The organism is Clostridium guangxiense (assembly GCF_021043395.1).
In the GTDB taxonomy this organism is placed as follows: domain Bacteria; phylum Bacillota; class Clostridia; order Clostridiales; family Clostridiaceae; genus Clostridium_S; species Clostridium_S guangxiense.
Window position 1 is genome coordinate 1 of record NZ_JAJNKE010000049.1, and the last position, 22,790, is coordinate 22,790.

Annotated in this window: 22 protein-coding genes and 2 pseudogenes; 5 read left to right on the forward strand and 19 right to left on the reverse strand. The window is 29.6% G+C overall.

The window, feature by feature from the left end:
- Positions 1-370 precede the first annotated feature (370 nt).
- Both LQK79_RS18455 and LQK79_RS18460 read right to left on the reverse strand, forming a co-directional pair.
- A complete protein-coding gene (locus tag LQK79_RS18455) occupies positions 371-814 on the reverse strand; it encodes a DUF4317 family protein (protein ID WP_331000772.1) in 444 nt (147 codons plus the stop codon).
- A 202-nt stretch (positions 815-1,016) separates the two neighbouring features.
- On the reverse strand, positions 1,017-1,652 hold the full coding sequence (locus tag LQK79_RS18460; protein ID WP_231017453.1) for a flavodoxin family protein: 636 nt from the start codon (positions 1,650-1,652) through the stop codon (positions 1,017-1,019).
- 216 nt (positions 1,653-1,868) lie between these two features.
- Between LQK79_RS18460 and LQK79_RS18465 the strand changes: the two genes are divergently transcribed.
- A complete protein-coding gene (locus LQK79_RS18465) occupies positions 1,869-2,210 on the forward strand; it encodes a winged helix-turn-helix transcriptional regulator (RefSeq protein WP_053242947.1) in 342 nt (113 codons plus the stop codon).
- A 241-nt stretch (positions 2,211-2,451) separates the two neighbouring features.
- On the opposite strand, the gene LQK79_RS18470 is transcribed toward LQK79_RS18465, so the two are convergent.
- From LQK79_RS18470 to LQK79_RS18485, 4 genes are all read right to left on the reverse strand, one after another.
- On the reverse strand, positions 2,452-3,363 hold the full coding sequence (locus LQK79_RS18470; RefSeq protein WP_231017454.1) for a glycyl-radical enzyme activating protein: 912 nt from the start codon (positions 3,361-3,363) through the stop codon (positions 2,452-2,454).
- A 1-nt stretch (position 3,364) separates the two neighbouring features.
- On the reverse strand, positions 3,365-5,719 hold the full coding sequence (locus tag LQK79_RS18475; RefSeq protein WP_231017455.1) for a glycyl radical protein: 2,355 nt from the start codon (positions 5,717-5,719) through the stop codon (positions 3,365-3,367).
- Positions 5,720-6,063: 344 nt separating this feature from the next.
- Positions 6,064-7,167: a PTS fructose transporter subunit EIIC gene (locus LQK79_RS18480; protein ID WP_053242946.1), complete on the reverse strand. Its 1,104-nt coding sequence runs from the start codon at positions 7,165-7,167 to the stop codon at positions 6,064-6,066.
- A gap of 33 nt (positions 7,168-7,200) precedes the next feature.
- Complete coding sequence (locus LQK79_RS18485; protein ID WP_053243356.1) at positions 7,201-7,638, reverse strand: PTS sugar transporter subunit IIA; 438 nt, start codon at positions 7,636-7,638, stop codon at positions 7,201-7,203.
- 384 nt (positions 7,639-8,022) lie between these two features.
- On the opposite strand from LQK79_RS18485, the gene LQK79_RS18490 reads away from it, so the two are divergent.
- A complete protein-coding gene (locus LQK79_RS18490; RefSeq protein ID WP_231017456.1) occupies positions 8,023-8,787 on the forward strand; it encodes a DeoR/GlpR family DNA-binding transcription regulator in 765 nt (254 codons plus the stop codon).
- A 69-nt stretch (positions 8,788-8,856) separates the two neighbouring features.
- On the opposite strand, the gene LQK79_RS18495 is transcribed toward LQK79_RS18490, so the two are convergent.
- The 5 genes from LQK79_RS18495 to LQK79_RS21130 form a co-directional block, all read right to left on the reverse strand.
- Positions 8,857-9,534 carry a fructose-6-phosphate aldolase gene (locus tag LQK79_RS18495; protein WP_053242944.1) on the reverse strand — a complete coding sequence of 226 codons (678 nt, stop codon included), beginning with the start codon at positions 9,532-9,534 and terminating at the stop codon, positions 8,857-8,859.
- 386 nt (positions 9,535-9,920) lie between these two features.
- Positions 9,921-10,238 (reverse strand): PTS fructose-like transporter subunit IIB, encoded by a 318-nt coding sequence (locus tag LQK79_RS18500; protein WP_053243494.1) that lies wholly within the window; start codon positions 10,236-10,238, stop codon positions 9,921-9,923.
- Between the two features lie 73 nt (positions 10,239-10,311).
- A complete protein-coding gene (locus tag LQK79_RS18505; protein ID WP_231017457.1) occupies positions 10,312-12,309 on the reverse strand; it encodes a BglG family transcription antiterminator in 1,998 nt (665 codons plus the stop codon).
- A gap of 269 nt (positions 12,310-12,578) precedes the next feature.
- A complete protein-coding gene (locus LQK79_RS21125) occupies positions 12,579-13,085 on the reverse strand; it encodes a hypothetical protein (RefSeq protein ID WP_331000770.1) in 507 nt (168 codons plus the stop codon).
- A 38-nt stretch (positions 13,086-13,123) separates the two neighbouring features.
- Positions 13,124-13,384 (reverse strand): GIY-YIG nuclease family protein, encoded by a 261-nt coding sequence (locus tag LQK79_RS21130; protein WP_331000771.1) that lies wholly within the window; start codon positions 13,382-13,384, stop codon positions 13,124-13,126.
- A 169-nt stretch (positions 13,385-13,553) separates the two neighbouring features.
- On the opposite strand from LQK79_RS21130, the gene LQK79_RS18515 reads away from it, so the two are divergent.
- Positions 13,554-14,297: a 3'-5' exonuclease gene (locus LQK79_RS18515; protein ID WP_231017458.1), complete on the forward strand. Its 744-nt coding sequence runs from the start codon at positions 13,554-13,556 to the stop codon at positions 14,295-14,297.
- Positions 14,298-14,410: 113 nt separating this feature from the next.
- Positions 14,411-14,641 (forward strand): annotated as a pseudogene (locus tag LQK79_RS18520) (class I SAM-dependent methyltransferase); the annotation flags it as partial.
- 295 nt (positions 14,642-14,936) lie between these two features.
- Here LQK79_RS18520 and LQK79_RS18525 read toward each other — a convergent pair.
- From LQK79_RS18525 to LQK79_RS18535, 3 genes are all read right to left on the reverse strand, one after another.
- Positions 14,937-16,304 (reverse strand): DUF4317 domain-containing protein, encoded by a 1,368-nt coding sequence (locus LQK79_RS18525; RefSeq protein WP_231017459.1) that lies wholly within the window; start codon positions 16,302-16,304, stop codon positions 14,937-14,939.
- 95 nt (positions 16,305-16,399) lie between these two features.
- Positions 16,400-16,645: a hypothetical protein gene (locus tag LQK79_RS18530; RefSeq protein WP_053240744.1), complete on the reverse strand. Its 246-nt coding sequence runs from the start codon at positions 16,643-16,645 to the stop codon at positions 16,400-16,402.
- Between the two features lie 182 nt (positions 16,646-16,827).
- Positions 16,828-17,154, reverse strand: coding sequence for a winged helix-turn-helix transcriptional regulator (locus tag LQK79_RS18535; protein WP_053240746.1), 327 nt, complete (start codon positions 17,152-17,154; stop codon positions 16,828-16,830).
- A 183-nt stretch (positions 17,155-17,337) separates the two neighbouring features.
- Between LQK79_RS18535 and LQK79_RS18540 the strand changes: the two genes are divergently transcribed.
- A complete protein-coding gene (locus tag LQK79_RS18540) occupies positions 17,338-18,258 on the forward strand; it encodes a tetratricopeptide repeat protein (RefSeq protein WP_231017460.1) in 921 nt (306 codons plus the stop codon).
- Between the two features lie 292 nt (positions 18,259-18,550).
- On the opposite strand, the gene LQK79_RS18545 is transcribed toward LQK79_RS18540, so the two are convergent.
- The 5 genes and pseudogenes from LQK79_RS18545 to LQK79_RS18565 form a co-directional block, all read right to left on the reverse strand.
- On the reverse strand, positions 18,551-19,402 hold the full coding sequence (locus tag LQK79_RS18545; RefSeq protein ID WP_231017461.1) for a MurR/RpiR family transcriptional regulator: 852 nt from the start codon (positions 19,400-19,402) through the stop codon (positions 18,551-18,553).
- An 18-nt stretch (positions 19,403-19,420) separates the two neighbouring features.
- Positions 19,421-20,389, reverse strand: a complete 969-nt coding sequence (locus LQK79_RS18550) for a Gfo/Idh/MocA family protein (protein ID WP_053240748.1) — start codon at positions 20,387-20,389, stop codon at positions 19,421-19,423.
- 158 nt (positions 20,390-20,547) lie between these two features.
- A complete protein-coding gene (gene rpiA / locus LQK79_RS18555) occupies positions 20,548-21,258 on the reverse strand; it encodes a ribose 5-phosphate isomerase A (RefSeq protein WP_053240749.1) in 711 nt (236 codons plus the stop codon).
- A 272-nt stretch (positions 21,259-21,530) separates the two neighbouring features.
- Positions 21,531-21,776 (reverse strand): annotated as a pseudogene (locus LQK79_RS18560) (inositol monophosphatase family protein); the annotation flags it as partial.
- A 140-nt stretch (positions 21,777-21,916) separates the two neighbouring features.
- Complete coding sequence (locus tag LQK79_RS18565) at positions 21,917-22,414, reverse strand: PTS sugar transporter subunit IIA (RefSeq protein ID WP_231017462.1); 498 nt, start codon at positions 22,412-22,414, stop codon at positions 21,917-21,919.
- Between the last annotated feature and the right edge of the window lie 376 nt (positions 22,415-22,790).

The window sequence follows — 22,790 nt, forward strand, 5'->3', positions numbered from 1 at the left end:
TTTTTTTCTGCTCAACGGCATAAGCCTTTTTTCTTCCACTTGCTTAGCAAGTGGTTTCCTTCGTTACACAAGGAAAAAATTCCTCCGTACCTACAGAATTTTAGGTGTGAATCTTTGTCGCCCGTTTTACTACAGAAAATCTAAAACTTATTGCTGACGCTATTTCAAGATAATACCCTATTATGTTCGTTCAGTCAGCTGAACATCATACTATGTTTTTATATAATCATAGATTTATCTGACGAGAGGAAGATAAATCATCCTTCACTCTACTCTTTACTCTCTACTTTCTACTCTGGTTTAAGGTTTGCATTCTTTATAAATTATAACTGAATATATTTAGTACGACAGCCCAACTTTACACAATGAATTAAATCAGTGTATTAACTCCATTTACTTTAGCTTGTTCATCATCATCCATAGGAATAACAATGCATTTCTTTCCATCGATTATTTGTGATTTTATTTGATCAACTTTTTCAGGTTTTACATGAACTACAACATCGTAATTTGGAGCGTCAGGTTCTCCATTTTCAGTACTTTCTTCTTTAACTTCTACTTCAGTGTCAGAACTTTGTTCCAAATTAGCATCGGAGTCTACTTCTACTGTAGAATCGTTCTCTACTTCTGAAGCTGCCTCTTTTTCTGAGCCTTGTACACTACTATCCTGCTTTGTTTTTTCAAGTTCCTCTTCTAGTGCCTGTACTTTTTTCTGAAGCCTTTCTTCCTTTTTCTTTTGTTTATTTGCTTCAATTACTTTTTTATCGATTAGGTGTTCCGCTGCTGGAGGAGTATCTCCAAATAAATTTGATATCTATACATAATTATAGCCATGCACTAGTTAATATATTAACATAATAGCATTAGTAGCTGATCTTTAACTTTTTTTAATTTGAGGATACTTAAAAATTTAACTGATGGATTAGACGAGCTTGCAGCATTAAAAACATTTAAACTATAAAAAAGAGAGATTATCATTTCGCCGATATCTCCCCGTATTTTTGTATTTTAAAATCTTATCTTATAAAATTTGTAAATATTTTATCTTCCATTTTATTTTCTTCTACCTCGCCTTTTCCTGAATCAGCAAGTTTTAATAACCATGCCATATTTTTACCCAAAACTCTCATGATTTGCATTCCTTCTTCATCCTGCACTGCTTCTCCGGGTTTTGTACCGTGAATCACATTCCAATAATTTGATGTTGGCATTATCATCTCTGAATAACTTATATAGTTATTTAATTGATTAAATACTGGAACACCACCAGATCTTCTTACAGCAATAACGCTTGCTCCTACTTTATGCCTAAGCATACCATTATTTACTGATGTAACTAAAAATGCACGATCCAAAAATGACTTCATTGTTCCTGCTATAGCTGAAAAATGTACAGGAGAACCTAAAATAATACCATCGGCTTCTTTCATTTTTTGAATCCAATCATTAACCTCATCATTTTGAATAGCACATCTTTCATTCATATTTCTGCTGCACCCACCACAGTCTAAACATCCACGTATTATCTTATTACCAACATGAATAATTTCTACTTCTATATTCTCCTTCTCTAATTCTTCTGCTACAGCTTTTATTGCATGATATGTGTTTCCATTCTTTTTAGGACTTCCATTAAAAGCGACTACTTTCATATATATACCTCCATATAATCTTTAAATGATAAGGCTATTATAGGGCTCAATAATTTCAGTGACAAGTACGCACTTTTTTGTTAGATAACTTACCTATAAGTAGGAATTATTGTAATAACTGAATTGTACTCACTTTATTTATTTTAAATATTTAATTTGCTATTATTAAATAAGTTAGTTTATACTAGTTATAAAATATTGAAAGCAGGTAACAAAATGGTAAATTATAATGGTAAAAGTTATGTATGCTTATTAGACTTTGCAATGGATTTTATAAGGGGTAAATGGAAGGGTGTATTATTATGCCATTTATACAACGGACCAAAACGATTTTTAGAGCTTCAAAGAATGACCGAAGGAATAAGCCAAAAAGTATTAAACGAAAAACTTAAAGAATTAGAAAATGACGGATTAGTAGATAAAATAATCTATCCTGAAGTCCCACCTAAAGTTGAATATTTTCTTACAGATAAAGGTAAAGATCTCACTAAAGCCATTAAAGAAATTGAAGCTTGGTCTATTAAATATTACTCTTACTTAGGTGACAGTTGCAAATAGCATTATAATTCACTTTTTAACACTATATTTTTCAAATTCTCTTTGAATAATCGAAATTATATAAAAAAGATGCAGTAGACAGTTTTGCATCTACATAAAACTGTCTGCTGCATCTTTAAGCCTAAATGTTTATATATGAAAATATCTTAAATTCAAATAATCGTTTTCTGACATTAATCCTCCTATAGCTTTATTACCAGAACTAATTGCAATTCCTCTATTTATTTTTTAATATTTCTGATCAGGATTCTATAATTAGATTCTTAATTCCATTATTTTTAGCAACACTTCCAAATCGCTTCATTTCTTCTTTAGAATATAGCTGATGCCTCTCTTTAAAACAGTATTCTTTATCTACAAGAGGATATTTTGCTTCTGCCAATGGATTATAATTTAATATTTCATATGACACATCAGCATATATGCCTGAAATGTACCGGCTAATTTCTGCTATATTTTTTTCTGATGTAGTATATCCTGGTATCATAGGTGTACGTATAATCACATTTTGCTTCTTTTCAGACTGCAGCAAAAATTTTATATTATTTTTTATCTTTATATTAGAAACACCAACATATTTTTTATGATCATTGTCATCAAAAATTTTAAAGTCCGCATAAATTATATCTAAATACGGCAGTACTTCTTTTATAACTTCGGTACCTATATTAAGTGCAGTTTCAATTGCTGTATTAACATTTAATTTTTTTAATTCCTTTAATAGTTCTATTGCAAATTTTGATTGAACTAGAGGCTCTCCACCAGATAAAGTAATTCCGCCTCCATGTTTAAAGAACACTTTATCTCTCATTACTTCTTTAATCACTTCATCTACAGTTTGAATTTGTGAATCCATCATAAGAGCTCTGCTTGGACAATTATCAATGAGTTCCTTCCAATTTTCTTCCCTATCTACATTTAACTTTATATTTCCATCTTCAAAAACAACACCATTATTTTTTGCTAGTTTAACACAAATTCCACACTTAATACAACGATTTCTAAAGTGTATTGGACGTCTTTTAGTAGAAATTCCTTCTGGATTTTGACACCAAATGCAATTCAATGGACATCCTTTTAAAAATACCGTTGTTCTTATTCCTTCTCCATCATGAGTAGAAAATCTTCTTATATCAAAAATTGTTCCATTCATATTAAACATCTCCATAACTTGTTCTAGCTATAATTTCATTTTGAAGCTTATCGGCCAATTCAACAAAATATGCGGTATAACCTGCAACTCTTATTGTTAATCCTCCATATTGTTCTGGATTTTTCTTCGCAGCTAATAAGTCTTCTTTTCTTACAACATTGAATTGAACATGTGGTATTTCTAAATCAACAAAACTTCTTAACATTTTTGCAAACTTATCAATTCCGGCCTCTGTCTTAAAAAACTCAGGCAAGAATTTCATATTCAATAATCCGCCATTACTTGTTAAACTTTTATCTATTTTAGAAACTGATTTTAATACTGCTGTAGGTCCGCTTATATCTCTCCCATATGCTGGTGACATACCTCCATCAGCAAGTGGCTCTTTTGCAAATCTACCATCTGGAGATGCTCCAACATTTTCTCCCATAGGAACATGTGCAGAAACTGTATACATTCCTGTATGATATTTACCTCCACGATAATTGATAAATTTAGATAATCTGTTTTTAAAATATTCCGCCCATTTTACTCCAAGTTCATCTACCCAATCGACATCATTTCCATACTTAGGTACTTTATTTAATAGCATAGTCCTAATAACTTCATATCCATCAAAATTATTTTTTAATGCTAATAATAAATCTTCTTTAGAAATTTTCTTTTCATCAAATACTAATTTCTTAATAGCAGCTAAACTATCAGCTAAATTTGCGATTTGAATCATTTGGATTCCAGAATAATTATATTTTGCTCCTCCATTTGTTACATCCATTCCTTTTTCCATGCAATTATCTATTACAGAGGACAAGAATGGCGTTGGTAATAACTCAATGTGTGCTTTTTCAACTTCTTCACAGGCTAAAATCATTTTATCCATAAAATAATCTATATGCTTTCTAAATCCTTCTTCTAATTCTTCAAAAGTATTGTAAGTTGTTATATCTCCATAATTTTCAGCAATTTGTTCGCCAGTTAAAAGGCACTTTCCTCCAGTTAAAGTAACTTCTAATGCCTTATTTAAATTAAACATTGCTGCATCACTCCAGCCAAGATTATTTCCTTGTGTAGTTAATTCTACACAACCAACAATAGCGTAGTCTCTTGCATCCTTTTCTTCGATACCTAATTCAAGCATAGCAGGAATAACAGCTTCATCGTTGAAAAATTGTGGCATTCCACTTCCTTTTGAGACAACATGGATCGCTTCCTTCAGTATTTTATCCTCTACTTTCTTATGCAAACGAACAGATAAATTAGGTTGTGGTAATCCTAAGTGTTCTTGAGCTTTTAAACATAAAAATGATATTTCATTTGAATAATCATTTCCATTTTCATCTTGACCTCCAATAGCGATATTAAATCCTATTGGAAATCCAGCAAAATATTTTGCACTATTACAATTTCTCATATACACAATTTCATTAAACTTTAACCAAAGACATTCAATTATTTCTAAAGCTCTTTGATTATCTAATTTTCCAAGGTCAATATCTTTTTTGTAGAAAGGATACAAATATTTGTCCATTCTTCCTGGTGAAAATGAAGATGCATTGGATTCCATGTGTAAAATAACAAATAGGAACCATAATGATTGTACTGCTTCATGAAAGCTTTTTGGTGGTGCAATACTTATACTTTTACAATTTTGCGCTACCACTATCATATTTTCTTTTTTATCTTTATTCTCTTCCTTATTTGCACGCTCAACTAATAGATCATGGTATCTCATCATAAAGTTTTGAGTACCTTCCATAACTAAAATAACACTTTTGTAAAAATCTCTAGTTTCTCCATCAGCTTCCTCTAAGTGTTTTTCAGCTTCTTCTTTAATTTTCGTAGGTCCCTTTTGTAACCATTCCTCACAATTTGGGCAAATATGACCTTGAGCATGATCCTTTTGGTTTATCTTCACTACTTTAGCTATTTCATCAAATTCTTTTCCATATCTCTTACGTAAAATATCTTCTAATGATTTCCCTTTCCAATAAGGTTTTATTACTTCTCTAAAAGTTTTGATATCTTCCTCTTTTACATTAAATCTATCTTGAGCTCTTTTAGGTAAAGTTTCAAATTCTTTATCTACCCATGTGCTGCCACTTTCCGGGAAAACAATGCCATATCTTACTCCAGCTGTTCTATTTCCAACAATTAATTCTTCTGGTTCTATATTAATTTTTAATTTTTCCATAGAATTTTTTAATGCTAAAGCCCTCTTAACAATACGCGGCTTATCTTCATTTTCTTTATACGTATTTGTAATAATCATTGCTTGTTCTATAGAAGCATACCTTGGCTCTGACAGCATTTTTTTCTTTAACAATAATACTCTATCAGTTAATTTTAATTTATTCATATTATAATGCCCCTTTCTAATTTCAACTTATTTATACTTATTATCTTTATCTATATTATAATGTAATTTAAAATTGTTTTCAATTGTTTTCTATTGATTTTTATTATTCATGTTTGTTATAATAAACTCGATGATTGTTTTTACTGCAATATTAATTGACCATTGCATATAAGATTGTTATATAAAATTAATTATAGCGATAAAAAATAAATCTTATATCAAATATGGAGCTGTTGATTTAGTAATTTATTAAATCAATAGCTCCTTTTTTATTTTATATTCTCCATTTTTCGCTTAATTGCATTACATTTGCTTGAAAATACAATTTCTCTTTATTAAAAATATTATTCAAAATCCAATTCAATTTCATCGCTATCATGATTATCATCACTATTATTGGATTTTTCTGTAATCGGTTTCTTTAAGACATTTACTAATACTGCTGTTACCGCAACACCTACTATAGTTGCTATAACATAACCAATTTTTCCTGTAGCTACTGGCAATACTATCCATCCACCCCATGGTGCAGGATTTTTTGCCCCTAATAACATTGCTGTTACTGCTCCACTTGCTGATCCTGCCACTATTGATGGTATAACTTTTATTGGATCTGCTGCTGCAAATGGTATTGCTCCTTCTGTTATTCCTATTAACCCCATCAATATTCCTGCTTTTCCTGCTTCTTTTTCTTCTGTTGTATATTTTTTTGGCGCTAACAATGTTGCTATCCCCAAACCTATTGGTGGAACACATATTGCTACTCCTATTGCTGCCATTATCTTTAATGATATTGGACTTGCCATTCCTGTTGTTTTATCTATTGTTCCTACCATTGCTGCTCCAAATCCATATGCTACTTTATTTATTGGTCCTCCCATATCAAAGCCTATCATTGCTCCTAATATAACTCCTAATAATACTAAGTTACCTGTTCCCAAACTATTTAGCCATGCTTTCATTCCGGTCATTATTTCTGCTACTGGAGTTCCTATAACCCAAACCATTAGTCCTCCAACTATAAGCGTTCCTATTAGTGGAATCACAAATATTGGCATTACTGAACGCATTATTGATGGTACTTTTATTTTCTTTAAGCAATAAACAACTATTCCAGCAAGTAATCCTGCTATAATTCCTCCCAAGAAACCTGCTCCTATTTGGCTTGCTAGGTAGCCTCCTATAGCTCCCGGTGCTATACCTGGTCTATCTGCCATTGAAAATGCTATATAGCCTGCTAATATTGGTACCATAAGTCCAAGTCCAGCTGCACCTATATTGAACAGATCATTTAGTGCTGTTCCTTTAGGTGGAACTGCTGCTGATCCATATAACAAAACTGAAAGTGCTAATAAAACTCCTCCTGCTACAACAAAAGGAATCATGTATGAAACACCCGTCATTAAATGCTGTCTACTATCTTTTAATAACGCTTTTAAATCGCTCATTTTCTTTCCCCTCCATTTATTTGATTTAATATCTTAACTACTTAATACTTCTAATATCTCTTCAATTTTAGAAGCTTCCTGTAATTTTTCTCTAAACTCTTCCCTCATAATCTTTCTAGAAAGTTGAGCTAGAATTTGCAAATGAGTATTTCCTGCTTCTTTTTCTGGTACTGCAATTAAAAAAACGTATTTTGCTTTTTCTTCTTCACTCCACTGAACTTCATTTTTTAATCTTGCAAAAGCTAATGCTGCGCACCTTACTGAATCACATTTTCCATGCGGTATAGCCACATCAAAACCTATTGATGTTGGAAAAGTTTTTTCCCTTTCAAATACCTGCTTAACATATCCATCGTAATCAATAAGTTTATACTGTGCTTCTATAACCTTTGATAAATTTTTTATTACTTCTTCTTTAGAGGAAGCCTCCATATCTAGTATAATAAGTTCCTTCGTTATTAAATTATCCACTGCTAACTCTCCTTTCATAAAATGCAATTGCTTTCTTAAAAATAAATTAATAAATTTATTCGTCTTGAATTTTACTAAATTGTTATATGCTCCGGCGCATTTTTTATTGTTTATTATTGTTTGTTGCAATATTATATTAACATGCCTAGGCATAATATTCTATACCTCAATATTCAATTTTATTTCCACAACAATGTGGAAAACCTAATATAATGTCAAATGCTTTTTAACTTAAATATTATTGTTTCCTATTTAAATTTTAATATTACTTATGTGTCTTTATTGTTTTTTATTTTTGACACTTTATTATATCTCTTTGTTTTGTTATAATTTCTTTATTGATATTGCCAAGTAAAAAATATAATCAAATGGGGGTAGTAAACTTTGTTTGCACAGGAAAGGCATAATGAAATATTAAACATTTTACATAAAGAAGGAAAAGTTATTGTTAAAGATTTAAGCACTAGATTTAATGTTACTGAAGACTGCATACGAAAAGATTTAAAAAACTTAGAAAATCAAAAATTGCTAGAACGTACTTATGGTGGTGCTGTTTTGATTAGAACATCTGCTCCTAAGCAAAATATTCAATCAAGAAAAAATACTAATATTGAATTTAAAACCGTTATAGCCCAAAAGGCTTTTAGGCTTATAGAAGAAAACGAAACTATATTTTTAGATATCTCTACAACAAATATACTTTTAGCTGAAGAACTCTCAAAAAGCCAGAAAAAATTAACTGTCGTAACCAATATGCTAGATATAGTTTCTATTTTAAACAATTCTGATAATAATATAAAAGTCGTATGTACTGGTGGAGAATTAAGTAAGGATCTAGATGGTTTTACTGGTTCAATGGCCATTGAAAGCATATCCAATTATAAGCCAACAAAATGCTTTATAGGAAGCTGCGGTGTCAATATATTTGATAAAAGCGTTACAACTTTTGATGGAGAGGATGGAAACACAAAAAAATCTATAATTAACAACAGCAAAAAAACATATTTAGTAATGGAAAATAACAAGTTTTATATTGATGGGACATATAAATTTGCAACATTACATGACATAAGCTTTATAATCACTGAAGCTGCTCCTGACAAAGAAATCACTAATTTACTATCAAAAACCAATACTGAAATAATATAAATTGTTTCAGTACAACAAAAAAGGCTCTATTTTATTTAAGGAGCCTCTTTTCAAATTAATTATTTTAATTTAGCAATTTATCATTGTCTTGCCTTTACCACATAGCTTTTCAAAATCTTTAGTAAATGCTTCTACGGCACATGTAACTGCATCTAATTTAATTAGTCCTTCAATTACATCTGGAGCAATTGTAGCTGCACCAACACCATATTTTGCAAGTTCCAACACTTGCTGTGAATTTTTAAAACTTGCTGCAAGAACTTCTGTCTTTAGTTCATTCTTTTTAAATATATCATGAATTTCTTTAGCAACCTTTACACCATCAGCCCCAAGGTTATCAATTCTATTTACATATGGAGCTGCATAAAGGGCACCAGCTTTTCCAGCTAAATAAGCCTGCATCTGAGTATAAATAGCTGTTGCTGTAATATTAACGCCTTCTTTTGCAAGAATTTTTATTGCTTTTAATCCTTCTCTTGTTACTGGAACTTTTACATAAGTGCTAGCTCCTAATTCTTCTCGAATTTTATGTGCTTCCTTAACTATTGCTTCAGCATCTAAAGAAACAACCTGAACATGCAATTCTGAATTTGAACCTATAAACTCTCTAATAGCTTTTAATACCTCATAAGGATTCTTTCCTTCCTTTGCTAAAATAGACGGATTAGTAGTCACTCCATCTACAGGATAATATGAATACATCTCCTTAATTTGATGTAAATTGGCAAAATCTACAATAAGCTTCATATTTTATTTCCTCCCATACATTTTTTATAAGTTTTATTAATAATTGATGCTTGTTCAATTAATACAAATCCTAGCTTTAACACCATTTTTTTAATTGATAATCCAATCTGTATGAACTAAATTATCAATATTAACTTGCTTAATCCTTACTATTTATTATTATTTATTATTATTTATTAATTATGTTAATTATATAATATTTTTTATATTTTTTCAACTTACTTTTTATTATTTGCTATTGCTTGTCATTATTTAAATTATTATCCTTTATTAAGTTAATGAGCTGTCGCACTAAAAAAATTACAAACCTTTCGCTTTAATTAAGTTCGTAATTTTTTATATTTAGTGTGACAGCCCCATTGTTAATTTTAAATGACTAAATAATCTTATTTTTTACTATTTACATATGCTTCAACTTTATCAATTATTTGATTTGATTTTTTTACTACATCACTAATCCCAACCTTAACAATTGGTAATCCACTAAATCTTTCTGTTTCTTTTATACCAATGTCTTTAGTTAATATAACTACATCAGCATCTTTTACATCATCCATAGTAATTCTATTTTCTATACCTATTGAACCCTGTGTTTCAACTTTTATTTCTATTCCTTTATCTTTTGCTGCTCTTTCTAGTGCTTCTGCTGCCATATAAGTATGTGCAACTCCTGAAGGGCAAGCTGTTACTGCTAATATTTTCATTTAAAACATCTCCTATTTTATTATTTTTCTTTTCCTACTCATTGATTTAATTTATATCCTTGATGCTCTATCATTAATTTTTAAAAGCATTAATTATTTCTTCCGCACTTTTGGCATTTTTTATGTCCAACATGGTTTTATCACTCTCTAATACAGTATAAAAATTCTTAAAGAAATTCTTAGTAGTACTAATATTTTCAAAATTTAAACACAGTATAATAATAAATTCTAAATCATTATCCTCCCAACTTATAGGTTCTTTAAATTTAACAATGCATACCTTAGATTGATTAACATACACACTTTCTCCATGCGGAATGGCAATACCTTTTCCAACATAAGTTGACCCTTTTTCTTCCCTTTCAAGAATACTTTTACAAAACCCTTTTTTAGCATAACCCATTTCTTCCATAATACTTCCATAATGATATATAGCTTCTTTGAAATCTGTGAATTCACTATTTAAAAAGCATAATTTTTCATCGAAAATATCCAGTTCTTCTTCCTTAAGATTATTTCTTACTGATGACTTTCTCGTAGAATTTTTAAGCTTTTTTAAAGTACTTTCTACTTTTTCTAAATCACTCTCTGTAACAAGAGTAGATATATAAACAACTTTTTCATTCTTCTGTATGTTTCTAACTGTAGTTATTACTATATCCGATTCCCGAATTATATCATCAGTAAGTAAACTTATAGGAAGAATATGAGTTATCTCTAAATTTTCAAAACTTTTTCCTAATCTTAAAGCTACCAATTGAGACGTGCCTATACCACTTGAGCAAACTACTACTGCTCTTATTTTCCTTTTCATATTTTCAACAGCCAGTGCTAAATGCAGTGCAATATATCCAACTTCATCTTCATTAATTGAAACTCCAAGCTTATTTTCAAAAATGCTGCTACAAGCCCATGCTGCCCCAAATATGCTGGTGTATTCTTCCTTTATCCTTTCTAATATGGGATTTGTAAGTCTAAGACCATATTTCAACCTCATTACAGTTGGCCTTAAATGCAATACTAATCTAGTTAAAAGATTTTTATCCTTTGCCAAGTCAATATTCAAAACTTCCGAGGATACGGAAATTATATCTTCGGCAATATCAACATATTCTTCATCTTGATTTTCAAGCAAAGTATTATAGTCATCTGAATTATAGTCTTCCTGAATTTTTGCACCTAACATATGCATTGCTATATAACCTATCTCTTCTTCTGGAAAACTTATGTGAAATTTCTCACTTAACTGCTTCACCACCCAGCCAGCTACATTAAATTCTCTTTCTTTCCTTAAGCTTTCCAAAAATTCTCTATTAACCGATACAGCTCTGTTATTAATTATTCTTTCTATAGTAATAGCAACATGTGTAATTAAGTTTAAAAATGCTTGATCTGTAAAATAAAATCCCAATTCTTTTTCGGCATGCTGTATAATATCTTGTATATATAACAAATCTAACTTAGGAAACATTTCCTTTATATTCTTATAATTTACAAAGTCAATTCTATAATCTAGTTTTTCTAAAATTTCGTCTATTTCTCCACCCAGGTATTTTCCTTCTTGCATTTGTGAAAGTAAATCCTTAAGAGCCCTTCTGTAATCCTTTTCTTTTCCTTCAATCCATAATCCTTGATTTTGCTTCTTTCTTAAAACAAGATTGCGCTTTTTAAGCCAATTTTCTACATAAATCAAGTCATTTACAATAGTACCTTTACTGCAATATAAATCATCTGCAAATAATTGAATGGTGTATGGCACAGAATCTTCGAATAAAATTTTTAATATATACAACCTTCTAAATTTAGATGAAAACTTATCATACTCCACAAACTTTGTATCTTTTTTATCAAGAAGATTCTTAAATTTTTTTCTAGTTTTTTCATCCATATTCACATATACACCTACGTTGGTTTTTCTAATAATTTGCAAATTCCTATCTCGGTATTCATCTTCTAACTCGTCTAGATAATTTCTAACTGTTCTACCTGTTTTATTTATTATCTTTGATAATTCAGTTACAGTAACTGGTTCTTTTCTCCTTATCAATTCAGAAAGCAATACTTTTTTCACATTTTCCTTATTGCTAATCTTAATCACTTCCAATATTGGTCAGTTCTATTTTTTATTATTTTTTATTATTCTGTCTGCTATTATATTAACACGTCTAAACATAAGATTCTATATCTAAATGTTCAAATTTTTTTCCACAATAATAGGGAAAATGTAATATAATTTTGCCCATTTTACTATAAATTATTTAAAATATTATTTAATCTAGAACTTTGTGTCTGATATGCTTTCAAACTTAAACCTTTAGCTTTCTCTATATTTCAATTTGCCTAAAATAATTTATTAACAGCTTTATCAATGCTTAAACTATCTATATCATTAATCCATTGTTCTTTAATAGATATATATTTGCAGATACTTTCCTTACTTTTTAAGTAATTGTATATTATATGAACCTCATCTATTTCATCTTTTCCAATATTAATTACTTCTTTTAAAACACTTCTAAAACTAGATATAATATTGCTTTTGATTTTACACTTTATCTCATCAATATTAAAATCGTTAAGCTTATATCTTTCACTAAAAATTAGTTTATTATACCTTGTTAAAAATAATTTAATTTCTTTATTGTCTAGAAACTCTATCAAAGCAATATTCATTTTTTGTTCCATTTCTTCAAGAATAGTTAAATCAGTACCATCAATTAATTTTGTAATTCTTCCCATTAAAGCAAGATAATACTCGGAGGAAAGCTTCCCTGTGCACATTCCAGTACACAAATCCATAGAATATTTTAAACAGCCTGAAGCCTTTTTTGAACTATTAGTACACAAGATTTTGCTATGTTTTTTTATGCCATATAGTGCCTTTTCTACAGTATTTTTGCTAGTATAAGGTTCAAAGTAAAGTTTTCCATTAGAATCATTAGGCTCATTGCAAACTTCAAAGCTTGGATATTTTTCACCAATTTTATTACCTTTGAAGAATGTGATTTTGAATTTACAAAGTAAGATCCAACTCTACTTCTTGAATTTTTAGATTTTCCTACATAAATAATAGTATCTAACGAATCTTTCATAAAATATACTCCTGGTGAAAAAGGCAATTTTTTAATTTTTTCTTTTAACTCCAAGCTGCACCCTCCTAAAGGTAAATGTTGATTACATTTTATTATAGGAATACGCCTTTCACACGCATAATTAAAAGAATTTGAAACAGCGGGCAAAGAATAATTTAAAATACTGACATGAACATAACGTTGAGTTATAATATATATTAATTCTTTTAAGGTGGGAGTAAACATGAATTATATAATATATGATTTGGAATTTAATCAAAAATATCTAGATTCCACTGAAGTTCAATCTAGTAACTCTTTAAACTTGCCTTTTGAAATTATTCAAATTGGAGCATTAAAGCTTAATGAAAACTTTGAAACAGTCTCTAAATTTAATGCTCTCATTAAACCCACTGTTTATCCTAGCATTCATCCTTATGTAGAAAGCCTAACTAAAATAAATAATGATAAAGTTAGTTCATGCAAAAGCTTTGTGCCTGTTTATGAAGATTTTTTAAAGTTTATTGATAAAGATGAGACAATATTATGTGTTTGGGGAACAGGTGATATTAAAGAACTTCTAAGAAATATAAATTTTTATAATTTATCAACTTCATCAATTCCTAAACTCTGCATTGATATTCAAAAGTATGCTTCAAAATATCTTAATACCCCAAATAAATCTAGAGTTGGTTTAAAAACAGCTGTAGAACTTTTGAACATACAAGATAATGCTGAATTTCATGATGCTTTTAATGACGCTTATTATACTGCAGAAGTTTTTAAGCATATTTATGATGATGCTATAAAACCTAGTATCTACGAATCTAATTTTCATAAAAGAGTTACGCAGCCTAAAGAAAAAATCGATACTGCTGCATTAATAAACCAGTTTGAGAAAATGTATAATAGAGAAATGTCAGAAGAAGAGAAATCCATAATAAAGCTTGCATATATTATGGGGAAAACTAGACAATTTGTGAAGTAATAATGCTTCACTTCCACGATAGTGCAAGGAAAAAGTTCCTCCGTTCCTATGGAATTTTGGCATGAATCTTTATATTCCGTTGTAGTATAATACTTGTTAGAATATAAAAAAATGTAGTAAAGCACAATCTATGTACTTTAAAAGCAAAAGGTAGTACAGTCAAAGCATATCAAGGAACAGCCTTAGATTTATCGAGATTTTCGGATAATACTTTTGACATGACTTTAGTATTTGGTCCAATGTATCATTTATATACCTTTGAAGACAAAATTCAAGCATTAAAGAAAGCAAAAAGAGTAGCCAAGACCAATGGCTTTATCTTAGTCGCATATTGCATCGATGATTTACAATGGTCAATGGATCATGCTGAAGATTGGATTAAGGATATAATTAAAAACTAGAGCAGAGAGTAGGGAGTAAAGAGTAGAGTGATGGTATAAAAAAGATTACAAATATATAGTTTTAGAAGGACAATGGACTCTGTCCAAACCTCGTATATGTTGATCTTCCTCTCGTCAGATAAATCTATATAATTATATAAAAACATAATAAGGTATTATCTTAAAATGACATCAGCAATAAATTCTAGATTTTCTGCAAAAGCAGAAAATCATCATTCACTCTACTCTCTAATCTGTATTAGATCAAAGTTTCTACTCCATTTACTTTAGCTTGTTCATCATCATCTATAGGAATAATAATACATTTCTTTCCGTCAATTATTTGTGATTTTATTTGATCAACTTTTTCAGGTTTTACATGAACTACAACATCGTAGTTCGGAGCAGCAGCTTCTTCATTTTCACTACTGTCTTTCTTAACTTCCTCTTCAACATCAGAGTTTTGCTCCAAATTAGAATCAGAATCTACTTCTACTGTAGAATCATTCTCTACTTCTAAAGCTGTTTCCTTTTCTGAGTCTTGTACATCATCTTGCTTTGTTTTTTCAAGTTCTTCTTCTAATGCCTGTACCTTTTTTTGAAGCCTTTCTTCCTTTTTCTTTTGTTTATTTGCTTCAATTACTTTTTTATCGATTAGGTGTTCCGCTGCTGGAGGAGTATCTCCAAATTCTTCTGTATATTCCTTTTCAATTTTTGCCGTTATTTCCTCAGGAATTCCGCTTTCAGCTAAAATATCTTGAATATTATCATTAGTCAAATTTAAAGGTTCAGCATCCTTACCATTAACAGTATTATGCTCGTCTACCACATTATTAAGAGTTTCTTGAATTTCTCCTAGTAAATGCTCAGCTTTTTCATCATCACCACTCACTGCCTTACGAACAATATTATTGAATACTTCTTTCTGCTCTGTGGCAGTTTGTTTTGAGCTGCAGCCTAAAATCTCTTCCATAAACTCCGGATGTGAATCCTTTGCATTTTTTGTATAATATATAATAGAATCAATATCAGCACTGCGGTCTATAAAGGCTGGGAAAGTAAATCCTAAATCAGGTGGACCAACTACCCAGTCTCTAATACGTGCTCCAATCCTATTTTCATCTTCAAGATATCCAAGGGCCGGTTTTGCAAGTGACACCGGACATATTGCACATAAAATGTACTCATAAACTTCTTCAGATTCATCTAATTTCGAATTATCTGTAGTTTTTGTCATAACATCATAAGCATCATGAAAAATAAGTATTAAAAAATTACCTGCATAATCATAACTATCTATAATTAATTTATAGAAGCTATCAAGCATTGCCTCATCCTTCAATTTACTCATTTTTAGTCCCATTAAAGAATGCTGCCTACCACCTACGTTTTCTTCATCAAGAGGAAAGTTAAGTTCTAAAAGGTTATTACCTACTGTTCCTGATAATGTTTTTTTTGCAATCTCTAAATATTTAAAGAACTCTTCCTCTTCTAAATTTAAAAAGGTTTCATTAAGCTTTAATATAATATTTTTCTCTGCATTTACATAGCAGCCGCACATTTTAGTAAATGTACACTCATCCTTTTTTAGACGTCTTTTTAATTCCAATATATCTTTTTTTCTCATATATAGACCTCTCACTTTCAATCTTTCAGCTTATTTATCTATATTATAATACATCTTATAAATATTAGGTAACTATACCTCAAATAAAAATCAACCTACTCATAAATCAAATTATAAATATTAATTTTTAAACCCTTCACAATTTTGTCCTGCATTTTTTTATCACTAACCAATATTAAAAACTTCCTCTCATATTTCTGTGCTTCACCCTTCTTATTTACAGGATATTTCACAGTTAATTCTTTAATCTTTTTTATAAGCTCACTTTGAGATACCAATGCTTCTTTAATTTTAGCTGTATCTTCAAGAACTGAATCAATGTTTTCACTCTTCTTGTACACATAAGGTATTTTTTCAAAATCCCAGGGAATGAATTACATCATCAAAGAGGCTCATTGCATTAATATTTACCTCAGAACCATCAGAAAAACTCATAATTATGCCCTCAATAAAATTAACTTCCATAAAATTCTTATAGAAAAAGTGCAAAAAAATAGTAGCCACATATCTAATTGAATAGCTACTATTTTTTAATATGTTCATTGCCCCATTTGCTCATAAGTTCAAGAATTGGTATTAATGTCATCCCTTCTTCAGTTAATGAATATTCAACTTTAGGTGGAACTTCATTATATTGTTCTCTATGAATTAAATTGGTGACTTCAAGTTCTTTTAGTTGTGCACTTAATGTCTTGCGAGCAATAGGCTCTAAGCTATCCCTTAATTTATTATATCTTATTACCTTAGCCTTATATATTTTCCATAATATAATCCATTTCCATTTTCCCTCAACTACAGATAGTGTATATCGCATTCCACAGGCTCCATATTTATCCTCAAAACTACTCATAAATCTTGCTCCTTTACTTACCTTTTGTTTAGAATATAACAAACAGGTTTATCTATATTAACTACTATCAATAAATTACATTTACATACTCTACTTTTTAATTATATGGTCTTGCCATATATAATTGTGCTTTGAATATGATATACTTAACATAAGCATAATAAATAAAGAAAGAGTGTATTTATGAAGAATGATGTACAAATTAATAGATGTTTGGAAAAAGCGGAAGAAGCTTTTGAAGAAGATAAATTAATTAAAGCCTTGGATTTATATAACAAAGTTTATGAACTTTCAAATGGCGAAAATATAGAATCAACAATTAATTTAGCCTTAATATATGACTCTTTAGGAAAACCAGAAAAAGCCAAAGAATATTACAGAAAAGCTTTAAGCATAGATGATTATGAAGAAAGAGCCTACTATGGTTTAGCTACAATATATGATGATGAAGGAAAATATGAAGAGGCTATAGACTTATATAATAAGGCTATCTATATAAATTCAAATTATTACGCGGCTTATTTCTTTTTGGCAAATGCCTATGATGTATCAGGCAAAAAAAATTTAGCAATAGAAACTTATAAAAAACTTTTAAGCTTAAACCCAATGGATTTTTGGGCAAATTTAAACTTAGGCTCTATTTACGAGGAACAAAATGAGAATAACCTTGCATATAGATTGTTTTCAAAAGCTTTAAAAATAGAACCAAATAATTATTTAGCCTTATTTAACATGGGTATAATTTGCTACAAGTTTAATATGACAGAAAAAGCAATTAATTTCTATGAAGGGTCCATTAAAAAGAATAAGAATTATGCCTACAGTTATTTAAATTTAGCAGTAATTTATAAATATAAAAATACAAAAAAAGGTATAGAAATTTTATCAGCTGGAATTAATAATTGCAGTGAAGTTCACTTTTTATATTATAACAGAAGCTGTTTCTATGCTATTATTAATGAGGAAAACAAGGCATGTGAAGATATAATTGCGGCTTTAAAGTTATATCCTAAGTTTTTAAAGTATATTTTGGAAGATGAAGAATTAGAAAAGGTGAGAGAATCAAATTCATTTAAAGAATTTGTAAATAAATATAATTCATAACGCATTACAATAAATAAACCATTATAAAAATCCACGTACCTACAAAAATTCACATATAAAATTCTGTAGACACGTAGAAATTTTTTTCTTATGCTATCGTGGGAGCAAAGTAACAATGCTAAAAGAATGATTTTCAACCATAGATTTATAGAATTTTTTAATATTACAAAGCATTGTTACTTCACATTGATTAAGTTTTATTTTACTTACTTAACTATTGTAGGACATATAATACGACGACACCGTGTCATATATTATTTTCTTTAATCGTTTAATACTAATTTTGTTTTAGTTAAATCTTATCATCAACCATAGACTGTTCATGCCTACTAATAAAGCTATATGAATCTTTTTTTTCAGCCGTTAATAGCAAATATAGTATTTCTATAACCATCATAGCCGATACTCTCGAAAAACTGAATTCATCCAAAAATAATTTTTCTCTTGTAGCCATATTTATTTGATATTTGCTTTTACTTGCTAAAGGTGAATTTTCATGTTTTGTTATGCTAATTGTAACAGCTTTTCTTTCATTTGCAATATCTATTAAGTCTAAAAGTTTTTTTGAAGATCCTGAATTTGATATTGCTATGACCACATCTTTACTAGTTAAGGTATAAGCAAAAGCAAGTTGAGTTTCCCATATTGTATTTACTACAGATGCTATACCAATTTGATTAAATTTATATGCACCATCTAAAGCTACAGGTATTGTATTTCCTACCGCTGCAAATTGGACAAGTCTTGCATTTTCAATTGCATTTAGTATTTTCTTAATAATCTCTTCATCCATCATTGATATAGTCTTTTTTAATTCTTCAATTTTATTTGCTAATATATTTTGAAGTGATTGACTTATATTATTTGAATCTATATCATTTGATGTTTCATTTCCATCTGAATCCACCATTTCCTTTGCAATATTTATTTTCAAATCATGAAACCCTTTCAAATCACATTTTTTACAAAATCTAATTATAGTAGCTTCACTAACATTACTTTCATCTGCTAGTTCTGAAACTGTCATTTCAATGATTTTTTCTTGATTATTTATAACATAATCAGCAATTTTCTTCTCTGCTTTATAAAGGCTTTCATACGCTGAAAAAATTTTATCTAAAACACTTTTTTCTTTGCTTTTCAATTTGTAACTTTCCTTTCATTACTCAAAAGAATATTTTATTCCCCACTCATTTCTAATTTCATCCATTAAACTCATTACATCAATAGATAAACCTAATGTATCCATATTTCTTTTATTAGACACATAGTTATTCATATCTTCAACTTCATAAATTAATGCCTTTGATGTATCTCCAGCTTCAATTATTTCTACTTTCCCATCTGGATAAGTTATAGTAGCTTTATCCGCTCTTGGGAAATTATCTACAGTTATATATCCTAATTCTCCTGCAACAACACCCTTCTTCGGCTGTTTTGCTCTCATTGTAAGAGAGATTACTGCCATTTCATTATCAGCATTCTTAAGTATTATTCCAGATTGTTCATCTACACCAGTTTCAAACTTATTTACAGTTGTCAATATTTCTTGTGGCTGACTAGAAAGAAAATACCTAGTAAATGATAAAGCATATGTACCAATATCAAGAAGTGCACCACCAGCTAAATCCTTGCTAAAGAACCTATTATTAACGTCGTATTCTTTTAAGCTTCCGAAGGATACTTGAATCATTTTAATTTTTCCAATTTTACCTGCATCAATAAGTTCACGCAGTTTTTTATATAAAGGCATATGATATATAGTCATAGCTTCTCTAACTACCAAATTCTTCTCGTTTGCCAAATCAGTAATTTCTTTTAATTGTTTACCATTTACAGTTATAGCTTTTTCACAAAATACATGTTTATTATTCTTAAGACTTTTCATTATATATTCATAATGGTTAGAATGAGGAGTTGATATATAAACTATATCTATATTTTCATCTTTAAGCATTTCTTCATAGCTGACATAAATCTTTTTAATATTATTGTGACTTGCAAATTCTTTTGCTCTTTCAAGCTTTCGTGATCCTACTGCATATACATTTCCGTTTACCTCAGTTATAGCTTTTGCAAAATCTGCTGCAATTGTTCCAGGGCCTAATATTGCCCAATTCATTTTATTCATACTCTTCACCTCAAAATTAAGCATCTAAAAGAAAATAATAAGTCCATGCTGCGATATAATTTTGTGTAATGCGAAGAAACTGGTTCCGTTAATACTAGGCTGTCTTAGCGGGTTCAGTTGACGAAATATTACGCAAAATTGACCGTTAGATGAACCTATTATTTTTTTGAAGATGCCTTAAATATTTTTTTATCTGTAGAAATTAACTTAACCCCACTATCACTAGCTACAAGAACTTTTGTAACTACATTAGTAAACAAGGAAGTATCAATAACTCCACAAATGTTTTTTAAACTATTTTCAAGTTTATAAACGTCTGTAACACTTTTAAACATTACGTCCATAAGCAAATTCCCATTATCACTAATAGTATAACCATCTTTTGCAGCACTAGTTCTAACTTTTGGTTTTCCACCTAATTCTGCAACTAAACTCTCAACATACTTTAAAGAATCCTCTAAAATTTCTAATACTACAGGATACTTAAAAGTTAAGCTTTTTACAAATTTAGTGTCATCTACAAGTAGAATATACTCATCGGCCATATTAGCAATTAATTTTTCCTTAGTATGAATACCTCCTCCACTTTTTAAAGCATTAAAACTTTCATCAACTTCATCACATCCATCAAAAGCCACATCTATTTTACTTACAGAGCATGTGTGAAGAACTTCCACTTCATTTTTCATGCATAACATTTTTGTTTTAAAAGAAGGGGTAACCACTTTAACCTTAAGGTTTTTATTTTCTTTTATATAATCTATTAAATATGAGATGGTGCTTCCCCCACCTAACCCTATTATTGAATTATTTTTTATATATTTTAGAGCTTCTTTTGCACAATTTTTTTTTAGTTCACTGCTGTTCAATTTATTCTCCTCCTCATATTATCATCTAATATGGAATTTAATTATCATAAATATAATAGCTGTTTTTGTATCTGTTAATATTAATATATAATGATTTTAAAATTTCGTCAAGACTATATTTGATGAAATTAAATTTTATTTTATATTGATTTAATACTTGAAATTTATTTTTTCTTACATTTGAAACTTCATTTTTTATAACGACCTCTGCCTTTAATACCCTGCTATAATCAATTCATAAAGTAAAAAAATAATGCTTAGTGCGTTTAGCACTAAGCATTATTTTTAGCTAACTTATGAATTATTTCAAGCACTTGTTCATGAATTGCTCCATTAGAACCTATAATACTAGAAGGACAAACAACTTTTGGGGACTTTCCTTGCCAATCCATCGTCTTTCCTCCAGCTTCAGCAAAAATTATAAGTCCAGCAGCATAATTCCAAGGCTGAAGACACATTTCAAAAAATAAATCTATTCGCCCACATGCAATATATGCTATATCCAATGCCGCAGAGCCTGATCTTAGTAAATCCCTACATTTTTAAAAAATTGTTTTTGCTATTTCAAATGTTTTATCTACACTACTTCTATCATAAGGGTTAGTACCAAACCCTGTAAGACATTCTTCCATCATATCAATAGCAAAAGTTAAATCTCCTACTTTAGAGTTGCCTTAAATAATTTTGTCTCTCCTGCTTTAACCTCTTTGACGCTTTCCCACTGAAAATCAAAACTGTTTTCTTCACTATTTGTAATCACCAACGGAATTACGGTGCTGCTTGCATTTTCTTTAATAAATTCTAAATCAATTTCAGCAATTTTTTGTCCTTTTTTAACCTTGTCTCCTACTTTTACAAAAACATTTATGCCTTTTCCATTAAGATTAACAGTTTCTAGTCCAATATGAATAAGAATTTCTTCTCCAAGAGTTGTTTTTAATGCTATAGCATGCTTTGTTTGTGCAAGCAAAATGACTTCTCCATCTGCTGGTGCAAAAATTTTACCATCTGCAGGCAAAATTGCAACACCCTCTCCCATGGACTTTTCACTAAAAACAGGATCAGGAACATCCTCAATTTTTATAAGTGTTCCTGTTGCATAAGCAAATATTTCTTCACTTTTGCTGATATTTCTTGAAAATAATTTTCCAAACATTTACGTGCCCTCCCTTTTTTTGCTCAATTATTCCTTATAAGAAATTGCTGAATTGGTTTCACAGTATATAAATATTGCGAAGTAACAGCATTTTGAAATATTAAATACTGTTACTTCGCTAAACCGGAAATACAAGGTAAATTTTTCTCCGTTTCTCTACAAAAAATGCAATGTAAACATGGTTAATTAATGAAATTTAATAATATTTTGTTTATATAATGTATTATTAAGATTCACATCTAAAATTCCGTAGGTACGGAGGGATTTTTTCCTTGCACTACCGTAGTAGCGAAGTGATAATGGATCGATGTCAATATTTTAGACACAAAAAGTCGAACTTTTTATGCAATTTTTCTTGATAGCTCCTCACATTGTT